Source organism: Paenarthrobacter sp. NPDC092416 (genome assembly GCF_044755025.1).
Taxonomy (GTDB): domain Bacteria; phylum Actinomycetota; class Actinomycetes; order Actinomycetales; family Micrococcaceae; genus Arthrobacter.
Genome location: NZ_JBIVQG010000007.1, coordinates 252,211 through 263,413, shown reverse-complemented (window position 1 = coordinate 263,413; position 11,203 = coordinate 252,211). Strand labels below are relative to the sequence as shown.

At 61.5% G+C, this 11,203-nt stretch carries 11 protein-coding genes; 2 read left to right on the top strand and 9 right to left on the bottom strand.

Annotated features, from left to right (window positions below; genetic code table 11):
- Positions 1–89 precede the first annotated feature (89 nt).
- The 6 genes from ACIQC5_RS15190 to ACIQC5_RS15165 all read right to left on the bottom strand — a co-directional run bounded on the left by ACIQC5_RS15190 (position 90) and on the right by ACIQC5_RS15165 (position 6,269).
- Complete coding sequence (locus ACIQC5_RS15190) at positions 90–1,220, bottom strand: ABC transporter ATP-binding protein (RefSeq protein WP_400283869.1); 1,131 nt, start codon at positions 1,218–1,220, stop codon at positions 90–92.
- Complete coding sequence (locus ACIQC5_RS15185) at positions 1,213–2,985, bottom strand: ABC transporter permease (RefSeq protein ID WP_400283867.1); 1,773 nt, start codon at positions 2,983–2,985, stop codon at positions 1,213–1,215. The genes ACIQC5_RS15190 and ACIQC5_RS15185 overlap by 8 nt, the downstream gene beginning before the upstream one ends.
- A 30-nt stretch (positions 2,986–3,015) precedes the next feature.
- Positions 3,016–4,194, bottom strand: a complete 1,179-nt coding sequence (locus tag ACIQC5_RS15180; protein WP_400283864.1) for an ABC transporter substrate-binding protein — start codon at positions 4,192–4,194, stop codon at positions 3,016–3,018.
- Positions 4,195–4,487: 293 nt separating this feature from the next.
- Positions 4,488–5,270: a FadR/GntR family transcriptional regulator gene (locus tag ACIQC5_RS15175; RefSeq protein ID WP_400283861.1), complete on the bottom strand. Its 783-nt coding sequence runs from the start codon at positions 5,268–5,270 to the stop codon at positions 4,488–4,490.
- Positions 5,260–5,736, bottom strand: a complete 477-nt coding sequence (gene rraA, locus ACIQC5_RS15170) for a ribonuclease E activity regulator RraA (RefSeq protein WP_400283858.1) — start codon at positions 5,734–5,736, stop codon at positions 5,260–5,262. The genes ACIQC5_RS15175 and rraA overlap by 11 nt, the downstream gene beginning before the upstream one ends.
- 80 nt (positions 5,737–5,816) lie before the next feature.
- A complete protein-coding gene (locus tag ACIQC5_RS15165) occupies positions 5,817–6,269 on the bottom strand; it encodes an Lrp/AsnC family transcriptional regulator (protein WP_400283855.1) in 453 nt (150 codons plus the stop codon).
- A gap of 123 nt (positions 6,270–6,392) precedes the next feature.
- On the opposite strand from ACIQC5_RS15165, the gene ACIQC5_RS15160 reads away from it, so the two are divergent.
- A complete protein-coding gene (locus ACIQC5_RS15160; protein ID WP_400283852.1) occupies positions 6,393–7,016 on the top strand; it encodes a LysE family translocator in 624 nt (207 codons plus the stop codon).
- A 48-nt stretch (positions 7,017–7,064) separates the two neighbouring features.
- A complete protein-coding gene (locus ACIQC5_RS15155; RefSeq protein ID WP_400283849.1) occupies positions 7,065–7,772 on the top strand; it encodes an RraA family protein in 708 nt (235 codons plus the stop codon).
- 215 nt (positions 7,773–7,987) lie between these two features.
- On the opposite strand, the gene ACIQC5_RS15150 is transcribed toward ACIQC5_RS15155, so the two are convergent.
- The 3 genes from ACIQC5_RS15150 to ACIQC5_RS15140 all read right to left on the bottom strand — a co-directional run bounded on the left by ACIQC5_RS15150 (position 7,988) and on the right by ACIQC5_RS15140 (position 11,186).
- Positions 7,988–8,158 carry a hypothetical protein gene (locus ACIQC5_RS15150; RefSeq protein WP_400283846.1) on the bottom strand — a complete coding sequence of 57 codons (171 nt, stop codon included), beginning with the start codon at positions 8,156–8,158 and terminating at the stop codon, positions 7,988–7,990.
- Between the two features lie 10 nt (positions 8,159–8,168).
- On the bottom strand, positions 8,169–10,457 hold the full coding sequence (locus ACIQC5_RS15145; RefSeq protein ID WP_400283843.1) for an alkaline phosphatase family protein: 2,289 nt from the start codon (positions 10,455–10,457) through the stop codon (positions 8,169–8,171).
- Positions 10,458–11,027: 570 nt separating this feature from the next.
- Positions 11,028–11,186, bottom strand: a complete 159-nt coding sequence (locus tag ACIQC5_RS15140) for a hypothetical protein (RefSeq protein WP_400283841.1) — start codon at positions 11,184–11,186, stop codon at positions 11,028–11,030.
- Between the last annotated feature and the right edge of the window lie 17 nt (positions 11,187–11,203).

The following is an 11,203-nucleotide window of genomic DNA, read 5'->3' as shown; positions in this document are numbered from 1 at the left end:
CGCCGTTCAGAACTGCCAATCGGTACTGCTTGGATGTAGTCACGGTATTTCCTTTTCTTTATAACCAGGTCTCGTTGACGGACCAGGAATCAGTGAATGACTGCCATGAGTTCGGCGGCGTCGGCTGAGACCACATTGGCGCGGGGGTAGAGACGCAAGGCCTCAATGGGAACGATCAGCATCAAGTCGCCCCGATAAATGTTGCTCTTGCTGTCTACGGCCAAGGTGCGTGCTCCGTAGCGAAGCTCGTACTCATAGCGGGAACCGACGTACGACGTCGTGAGGATTTCCACGGGAAGCCCCACATGACCGGACGGTACGGAGTCGTCCACCGGTGCGAGGGAGGCCTTCTCCGGACGGAACGCCACGGTGACCGAGTCGCCGTCGTGCATTTCGCCGGTCAGAACGGCGGTGACCGTTTCGCCGGTGTCTTCAAGCCGGACCACTGCCCGGTCCCCGATGGTTGAGGTGATGGTGCCGTCGAGGAAGTTGGAGCGGCCGATGAAGGCGGCGACTTCGGCAGTGGCGGGGCGTTCGTAGATCTCCTCGGGCGGGGCGACCTGAAGCATGTTGCCATTGGACATGACCGCGATGCGGTCACTCATGGCCAGGGCTTCTTCCTGGTCGTGAGTGACGTAAACGGTGGTGATGCCGAGCTCTGACTGGAGGCGTTTGAGCCAGACCCTGGCTTGCTCGCGCAGCTTGGCGTCGAGGTTGGACAAGGGTTCGTCCAGGAGCAGGACCTTGGGTGAGTAGACAAGGGCCCGGGCCAGGGCCACGCGTTGCTGCTGGCCACCGGAGAGCTGGTGCGGGTACCTTTGCGCCAGATGCGCCAAGCCCACTTTGTCCAACGCGTCGTGGATCAGGGTCTTCTGCTCGGCCTTGGGGACCTTGCGGATGTTCAGCGGCATCGCCAGGTTCTCAGCCAGCGTCATGTGCGGCCAGAGCGCGTAGGACTGGAACACCATGCCCAGGTTGCGCTCCTCCGGTGGAACGAACTTATTGGAGGAATCGTCCACCAGGACGGTGGTACCAACGGCGATGGATCCCGACGTGGGTTGTTCCAAGCCTGCCAGGCAGGACAAAGTAGTGGACTTGCCACAGCCTGAGGGGCCAAGGAGGGTGAAGAACTCCCCGTCCTTGATGGTGAAGCTCACTTCGTGGAGGACAGTGATGCCTCCGAAGTCTTTGCGGAGATTCTTGACTACGACGTCAGGCATCTTTCTTACCTTTCATGAGCAGGCCGGCGATGCCGACGAAGGCTGCAGTGATAGCGATTTGAATGGTGGCCAGGGCGGCCACTGATCCGGTGTTGCCCTGGACCCAGAGCTCGAGCATCGTGGTGCCAATGATGTTCGTGTCGGCAGATCCGAGGAAGATCGCCGGGGAGTATTCCTTCATCATGACCACGAAAGTCAGCACCATGGCGGCGACGAAGGCGGGGGTGAGGAGCTTGGCCAGGACCCGGATGAACATGCGCATCCAGTCCGCTCCGTTGACGCGGGCGGCGTTGTCCAGTTCTTCACCGATTTGCATGACAGCCGGGGAGATGGAGCCGAAGGCACTGGGCAGGGCGCGGAGGCCGAAGCCGATGATGATCGCCCAGATGGTGCCCTGGACGAAGGACCCCATGTTGAACGGCAGGAACGAGAACGCCCAGAAGAGGCCAATGCCGATGATCAGGCCGGGCATGGCTTGCGGTGCCAGGGCCAGATACTCGATGACCTTGCGGTACCGGAACGTGGACCGCTTGGCGACCACCACTGCCACTACGGCCAGGACGCTGACCAGAACGGCGCCGACGCCGGCGACGATCAGGCTGTTGCGGATGGAGGCCAGGTAAACGGGGAAGTCGAAGATGCGCTGGTAGTTGCCCATGGTGAGGGACTGCAAGGGGTTCTGCAGGGGCGTGAAGACCTTGGTGAAGGAGCGCATCACCAAACCCAGGATCGGAACCAGGGCGCCAATGACGACGTAGACGGAGATGAAGGCGACCGAGAGCCACTTGATCCAGCCAAGGTCCAGCAAACGGGGCCGGGTTGCCTTGCCCCGAACGGAGACGAACCGCTTGGCGTCTTTGAGGAGCTTGGCCTGCACCGCGACAAGAAGGATGGTCACGAGCAGGATGATGACCGATGCGGCACCCAGGATGCCGTAGTCCGGGTCGATGGACTGGAGCCCGTTTTTGTAGAGGAAGGTCGCGAAGACGGTGATGCCGACCGGCTGTCCGTACAGCAACGGGATGGACAGGGTTTCGATGGACATGCTGAACACCAGGACCGAGCTGTAGACCATGGGCGGGCGAAGCATCGGAATGATGACTGACCAGAGGATCCTGAACGGTCCGGCGCCTACGGTTTGTGCCGCTCCTTCGAGCGAAGCGTCGGAGTTACGCAGGGCATTGGCGCAGAAAACGTAGGCTATTGGAGCCAGGGCCACGGCTTCAGTGATCGCCATTCCCGGGATCGTGTAGAGGTCCCACGGGAGGAAACCCAGGACCCTCTTGACCTGGACACTGGCGAAGCCGGCCGGGCCGTACATGGTGATCCAGCCGAACCCGAGGATCAAGGATGAGATGAAGAACGGCCACTGCATGGCGGTTCCGAAAAATTTCCGGCCGGGGATATTGGTTCGAACGACGACGATGGCCATCGGCACTGCGATCAGCAGCGTCATAACGGTTGTCAGCACTGCGAACATCAGCGTGTTCAGTGCAACCTGGCCGAAGCCGCCTTCAGTGAAGAGCCTGGTGAAGTTCTCTGTGGTGAACAGACCGCCCTCCTCGTACAGAGGACGGTCCATCACCGACTGGTACAGCGTGGGGACCACAGGTGCAAGGACAAGGAGCGCGAGAATGACAATCGTCGCCCAGTAGAGCAACTGGCTGCGGTCCGCACCGAGGATCCTGCGATACTTCGGTGCCGGGAATTCAGTTCGCGCCGGCGTCTGCGTCGGCGCCTCGGCGACTTCGGGGAGTGTTTTCATGGTCTTGGTTCCAGATCCTTGCACAGCGGGTTACTTGAGGAGGCTCTGCCAGCGGTCGGTGAATGCCTTCACCTTGTCCGCGGGGACCGACTCGTACGGGGCCATGATCACGTTCTCTTCGCCGACCTTGGACACGACGTCCTGGTAGGTGAGGGCGAACTGGACTGACTTCACGCCATCGCGGTAGGAGGACAAACCACCTTCAAGAACAGCCTGCTGTCCTTCCTGGGAGATCACGAAGTCCTGGAAGAGCTTGGCGGTCGCCGGGTGGGGCGCGTCAGCGGAAATGCCGAGCCCACGAGGGATAACTACTGTGCCGTCCTTCGGAAGGGCGATGTCGAACAAGCCGTTGCTGTTCTTCACCACCGGGAACGCCGGAGCTGCGGTGACCAGAACCCCGGCCTTGTACTCGCCTGCGAGGACCTTTTCAGACAAGGTACCCGAGGACGTTTCCGGGCGGGAAGCAGAAAGGATCGTCTCTATGGACTCCCACGACTTCGGCTTGGCCTCGGTCAGGTTGTAAAACATGGTGAACCCGAAGGCGCCGGTGGTATCCCGGACGCCAATCATGTTCGTGAAGTCCGAAGGCTTTGCCTTGATCTGTGAGGCCAAGCCCTCCAGGCTCTCGGGCTTCTCCGTAAGGAGCGAGGTGTTGAAGGCGATGGTCTGCGGGTCCGCGGACATCGCCACCACCCCGGGAAGGAGGGAAGCGAATTCGGGAACCTTGGCCAATTCAGGCGAGGTGTACTTAGCCAACATGCCGTCACGGGCGGCGAAGTCCGCCCACGCCCCGGCGGCGTTGGACACGAAGACATCGGCGCTGGAGGCGTTGGTAGCCTTCTCGCTCAATGCCTTCTGGAAGACTTCGTCGCTGTCCAGGTTGTTCGCCGCGATCTTGGTGACGAAGGGGTATTTCTTCTTGAAGTCCCGCAGAATCGGATCCCAGTTCTCCTGGTCCGTGTTGGAGTAAATGGTCAGCTCGCCGCCTTCCTTCTCGGCTGCTGCCACCAGGTCCTTGTAATCGGCCGGGTAGTAATCCGGGTACTGGCCCACGGCGATGGAGTTCTCCGGGGCCGGCGTCTGCGCCGTCTCGGATCCTCCACCGCAGGCAGTCAGGCCCATCACAGCGGCGATCGCTGCTGCTGCGCCGACGGTCATGACCGTCCGGCGACGGGGCCCGGTGGGCAGGGCCTTCTTGAATTCAGTCATTGCTTCTCTCCCTTGAGGCTGCACGGCTGGTAGTGATTGGTTCCCCGTGACTGGTGATGCTCAGCCAGTGAGGCTGCTCACATAATCATGAGGCTAAGTGGTCGGCCAGTCAACCACTTAGTTGCGGGAAGTTCTGATTGAATTTGCCTCGCACACCAAGCATGCGGCAATAGTGGTCGGCCAGTCAACCACTTAGCTTGATTCGTCGGTCGTAGCGCTGAGACAGCGGTTCCGGGCGCAAAAAAGCGGGGAAGCATATCCGCTTCCCCGCTCGGTCGGTGTCGTTGTGCCGGCTATTCAGCAGACTTCAGTGTGGCCATGAGGCGGCCGCTGGCGGCATCCATATGCTCGGCCATAGAGCCCGAAGCCCCCTCGGCGTCTCCGGCAAGGATGGCCTCGTACACGGGCGTGTGCTCCGCGTGCGAACCGTCGAATGACGTTTCGGCGTCCATCACGCGATGGATCCACACGCGCAAAAGCGCTGCGATGTTCTTGAGCATGTTCGCCAGGACCGTGTTACCCGAGGCGTCGGCGACGGCGAGGTGGAAGTCTACGTCAGCGGAGACGAAGTCCTCAGTCGTCTTGGCAACGCCCATGGCGTCAAGCGCCTTCTTGATGCGCTTGAGGTCCGCATCCGTCCTTCGAGTCGCTGCCAGCCCCGCAGTAACGCGCTCAATGTGCTGGCGGGCCTCCACGAGGTCCGACGTTCGTCGCTCGCCAAGCATCAGCCCCCACTCGATTACCCTGGGGAGGAGCTCTGAGTTGGCGTTTCGAAGGAACGTTCCCCCACCATGCCGGAATTCCACCAGCCCCAGAAGGCCCAGTGACTTGATCCCTTCGCGGACAACCGAACGCCCCACACCAAAGGACTCGCTCAGTTGACGTTCCGACGGCAACTTCTCCCCTGGCGCCACCTGCCCGGAAAAGATGTAATCCAGTAGTGCCTTGGCCACTTCAGAGGAAGCCGGCTCGGCATGAACCACACTGACAGGCTTCAATCCGGTCACTGAGGGGACCGCCCGCTTACGGCGGGTGGCGCGAGGGGCAGGCTCGGCAACGGCTGGGTCAGCGCTCAACGAGAACTCCATCTGGATCGCAGTACACCATGGCGCCCGGCTTGATGATGACGCCTGCGAGGGTCAGCTCGACGTCAGTCTCACCTGCACCGGTTTTGGTACTTTTTCTTGGATTGCTGCCTAATGCTTTCACACCAAGAGGAAGGCTGGAAATCGCTTCACGATCGCGGATTGCTCCATTGATGATCACTCCGGACCAGCCATTCGAAACGGCGATCTCGGCGATCATATCGCCCATGAGCGCCCGGGAGAGCGAGCCGCCCCCGTCGACCACCAGGACGGCGCCTTCGCCAGGTCCTGAAACTACGGATTTGAGCAACGCATTGTCTTCGAAACAACGGACCGTTCTGGCCGGTCCGCTGAAGTGGGTTCTGGCGCCGAGCGATTGGAACTGAATGGCGATGGACTGAATGTCCTCCCCGAGCTCATCGTAAAGGTCGGCTGTGTTGACGGATGGTGCAGTCATGGATAATCCCTTCAAGTCTTACGGCCATGGTACTCCGCGATCGCTAACTGGTCGACCACATAATGACGAAAACTTAGGAGTCATAGTGGTAGCGGCTGGTTCTCCACGACGTTCTTCATGACCAGAGTAGAAGTCAACCGCTGAACGCCAGGCAGGTCTGAGAGTTGCTCGTCGTAGAGCCTCTGGAATTCCCGCACGTCTTTTGCGACGACTTGGAGCAGATAGTCGGGGTCCCCGAAGAGACGCTGCGCTCTCAGTACGTTACGGATCTCGGCGACAGCTTCTTCGAAGGCCGCCACCGTGGCCCTGTCCCCGTCACGCATGGTCACGAACACCAATGCTTCAAACGTCAGGCCCAGGGCCTCTGCATCCAACTGTGCGCGGTATCCGCTGATGGCATGCGACTCTTCCAGGGCACGCAGCCTTCGGTGGCAAGGCGACAGGCTCAAACCCACACGCTCAGCCAAATCCGTCAGGGACAGCCGACCATCCAACTGCAGCTCAGCAAGAATCTTCCTATCAACCTTGTCCATAAGGAAGATTATTCCCGTTTTAGTCTTGTGAGCCAAAGAAATTGAAAGCACATTCCAGCCCTCCTTCCGTAAACTTCTTTGTGGAGTCCCGGACACGCGGGATCTTTACCCAAAGGAGTACGGATGCCGCTTGGGACCATGGCCGCTTTTTGGGCGGTGTCTTTCCTGTTCGTGGTGACACCCGGAGCGGACTGGGCCTACGCGATCTCAGCAGGCCTCCGTCACCGGACCGTCATTCCAGCCGTTGCGGGACTGCTCAGCGGGCACCTCGCCGCCACCCTGATCGTGGCAGCGGGGGTCGGGGCGTTGCTTGCAGGATCTCCCCTGGTGTTGAGCGTCCTCACCATTGCCGGGTCCGCGTACCTGGTGTGGCTCGGACTGGGAATGCTCAGGAACCCATCCGTCCCGCAAGCCGGCGAAAGCATCGATGGCAGCTGGGCCCGCCAGGCCGTCAAAGGCGCCGGGATCAGCGGCCTGAACCCCAAGGTCTTCCTCCTGTTCCTGGCCCTCCTCCCCCAGTTCACCAACACCAACAACGCCTGGCCGATGTGGGCCCAAATCATCGCCCTTGGACTAATCCACGTCGCCAGCTGCGCAATCATCTACATCTGCGTGGGAACCGGAGCACGCGCCGTGCTAAAGACCCGACCCAGCGCAGCCCGTTGGGTCACCCGCGTATCGGGGGCCGCGATGATCCTGATCGGAATGTTCCTGCTCATTGAACAAGTCCTGCACTGGAGCCCATGAACCCTTCCGGCAATCACCCACCATTACGAGAAAGCGGAGACCATAGCCTTGCACTCAGAACAGCTTCACCGCACCTATCTGGACCTCACCACCCCGCACGTGGCCGATGCCTGCATGCGCCTCGGAATCGACGTGCGCTGCGCACCAACCGGCACCACCCCGCTCTGGACCGGAACCCACCTTGTAGGCCGCGTCGCACCAGCCCGCCACACCGGCAGCGTAGACGTCTTCCTTGAGGCCATCGATCGAGCTTCCCCAGGCGATGTCCTGGTAGTGGACAACGACGGCAGGCAGGATGAGGCGTGCGTCGGAGACCTTGTCACCCTCGAAGCCAGCCGAGCCGGCATGGCCGGCATCGTCGTCTGGGGCTTGCACCGCGACACCTCCGAGCTCAAGACCATCCGGCTCCCCATCTTCAGCCAAGGGGCCCTTCCTGTCGGGCCTCAACGCCTGGACCCCCGCGATCCCGCGGCCCTCAGCACGGCAAAGTGCGGTCCACACACCGCCTCCCCCGATGACTTCGTACTCGGCGACGACGATGGCGTCCTCTTCATCCCCCTCAACCGCGCCCAAGAGGTGGCCGACACCGCGACAACCATCCGGGACACGGAACGAACTCAAGCGGCCCGCATGCTCATGGGCACAACCTTCAGGAACCAAGCCCGGCTCACCGAATACCAGGCTGCCCGGAACAATGATCCCAACATGACATTCCGGCAACATCTCCGTACCTTCGGCGGCGAGATCGAGGAGTAAACAACCGCTCAGTGTGGATGGTTGACACCCCGCCAGACCTGCGCGTCAGACGAGGTCGGAGGCGCCAAGATGGCGTTGTTCGATTCCACCCGCCAAGCCATGCGCAGGTAGATCGGCTTGATCCCTACTCATCTGGTCCACCCCAAGTGCTAGAGCCGCAGGCGAGGTGAGTCCCGCCGTCGTGCCCTAGTCGTCGTGTTCGAACTGACAAAGCTTCACAAACACACGACGGAGCCACGCGATGTCAGAGTTCGTCGTGGGATGGTGGACAGCCACGCCAGGTCTTGCCGGAAGACTTCAGTCGCCAGTGGAACTCGTTTCATGCGGAGTCCCGCGGCCGCGCCGGCCCGGTAGGACGGCGCGGCCGCGCTGGCTTGTTTGGCCATGCTTGGCTGCTTATGGGCAGCTCGTGCCGACGTAGGGAACTGTCGAGGTGAAGCCCGCAGACTCACCCGTTGCACCCGATGTGACACTGACGGAGCCAGCCGGGAGCACGGCAGTGCGGCTGTTGAATGCGATCGAAGCACTCTTCCCTGGGGCGACTGCGGCCAAGGACTTGGATCCATAGGCAGTATCCACAGTGATAGTCAGGGCTGCTGCCGAGGTGTTCTGCACAGAGACCGTGAGGTAGGCCTTGTTTCCGATGCACCGCATGGCGGTGGTGGCCGAGTGCGTCGGCGGGTTACTGGTTTCCCCGGGGTTCGCGTCACTGACAATGAGCCAGCTCAACTGCACATCAGAGGAGCGCGTCTTGCTAAGCGTGAATGTCAGTTCGCCGTCCCCGCCAACGGTGACGTTGCCGTAGGCCAAGGTCTGGTTTTCCGATGAGTAGTCATGGTCGGCCTCGCGAACCTCGTTGTTAATGATCACCTTGGCGCCACGATTGTCCCAGGACCAGGGATCGGCATACCCCGCGTGAACCGTGTACTTGCCCGGCTGAAGGTTTCCGAAGCGGTACGTCAGGTCCCGGCCGGACACGGCGTAACGCAACGTTGAGAACATGTTTCCGTCGGATGCGCCACTGCTGCCGCTTCCGGTGCTCTCGTATCCCCAGGGCGCTCCGCTGGCCGGGTCTGCGTCGAAGGGCTGATCGGCCGCACTGTTGAGGAGACCGCCGTCCTGGGCAGCCGCACCGCTGAGCGAGAGCCAGTCAGATGTTTGTTGTCCGCCGGCGTTGACCACGTAGCGAATGTCGGAGGCCTCGATCGCGTCTTGGATGCCCACCGCGTCAACGGCCCAGAACAAGCTGTTCTCTCCCGTGTAACGGAAACGGAACTGAGCCGTGGTGGCTCCCGTGGGCACTGTGAAGGGCAGTTTCTCCACCGTGTTCGTAGCCACGTCGTAGCTCTTTAGAGTCTGGGTGACCCCGGTATTGAAGGTTACTGTGACTGTGGCTGACTGCGGGCCATCGATGGCGTAGTTGGTGGCGTAACTAAGGCTTGCGCGGCGCAGGCCGTCAACGGGAAAGGCGGGGCTGACCAGCGTCGAGTCGAACTGGCCGGACGCGTGCTGCTGGTCATCCCATTCGTCCGAGTCAGCCACCGCGATCACGTCGCGGCCACGTACCGTGGTTTCGCGGTGCTGATCGCGATCGGCCGCCGTCCAGAAGTCATCCGTGGCAAAGGTCCACCCTCGCCACTCTGCAGTCCCACCGGTGGGCATCGCTGAGTTGTCGATTGACCACCCCTCAGGCGTCGACGTGGTCCACCCGAGAGTGCCCGCGGGGATCGCGGTCTCATCAACGCGGGGCTGGAGCACTGGGCGCAGGGAGTCGAAAGCGTCCTGGGCGAGGTTGCCAATGGATGTTCCGTCGAGATTCCACTCGGACTTCACGGACACGCCCGCGGCGGCCATGATAGTGGGGGCGACATCCACAAGCTTGGCGTCGTACCGGGTCACGTTCGCGGCGATTCCTTTGCCCACCATCGTGGCGAATACACGCCGCTCCAGCGCGGAACTTCCGCCGTGACCTCCCGTGGGGGTATGACCGTGGTCGGTAGTGACAACTACCGTCCATTCCTCGTTCGCCGGGCGCGCCGCCACCGCGTCCATGATCTGGCCGATTCTCGCGTCCGCGCCGGCCAGAGCCGCACCATAGTCGGCCCCATTGGTACCCACACTGTGCCCTGCCGTGTCGACGTCTTCCAGGTAGAAGAAGAGATCGTCCACTGAACCCGTGGAGATTGCGTCGACTGCGGCCGTCGTTGTCTCCGCATCAGTAGAGAACTTGGTCCGCACGTCCACACCCGGACCGAAGATGGTGGTTGTAATGGGCCCCCACGTCCCCATCGCCGCGGTCCTGCGTGATGGTGATGCTTCGTTGATACGTGTCAGGTAGTCCGGGTAAGTTCCGAATTGTGGCGAGCCAAACCCGTTGTCCACGACGTTGTGTTTGTCCGGCCAGACGCCGGTGGCGATGGAGGCCCATCCCGGCCCGGACCACGTCCCAGCCATTGGCGACGCGTAGAGATTGCTGACCGATGTTGTGCCCTGCGCACGCAATGCATCCAACCGGGGCATCTCGGCCGGGTCCAGAAGATCGAAGGCTGCTCCGTCCACTCCGATGATCAGGGTCTTTGCTATGGTCGCCTCGGCGGCCATAGCGGGGGAGCCGGACATGACTGTGCCGGTCAGTGCCACGGCCGTAGCCGCGACGCCCGCCCATACACGTAGATGGTGTGCCATGAAGTGGTTCTCACGATCTCTTAGGGTGCTTTGGTGCAGCGACCAGCTGCCAGGTAATGCCCCACCAACACCCGAAATCGCCTACACCGCCGAATGATTACGTAAACATTGAATGGTGGCCTGCGCTGGTTGTCAAGAGTCAGAGCACGACCTGCACTAATAACTCACACCCAACAGCTCCGCAAGATGATCTCGCTCTTGCTGGCCGCGGTAGCGGGAGCGAAGAACCTTCATGATGAACGTTTACGGCGGGGAGCGGCCACTGGGGATGTCGCCTGCAGGCAAGTCGCGGGCAATATCGATGCTCAGTTCAGGTATGGCCAACCACAAGGATGGGCATTGACGACAGAAGTGATCTCGGGGTTCATGACGCGCGATGTGCCGGCAGGGTTGGGCAAGGCGCGCAACTGCGAACTCCCTACAACATTGCCAATCCGAGCCGGTCCGACCGATGTACGACCTGGTCCGAAGCCCGACGTGTGTGCTTTGTGCACGCCGCTTGTTCCCACCATTGCAGCCAGGCTGTACGGGCAGGTCGGCAGCCGTCCCGGGCTGCCCCGAGGCGTTCCGTCAGGCGATCTGGATCCGTTCGTCGCCGAGTTCAACCTCGACACAAAGCCGGCCGCCGAGGGCTTCAACGTATTTCCGCAAGGTATCGACCTGGGCACGATCAAAGTTCTCAAAGCCCAGACTCGCTCCTCCCACGACGAACAGTGCACGAGACGACAAAATGGCGGTCCCAGCCG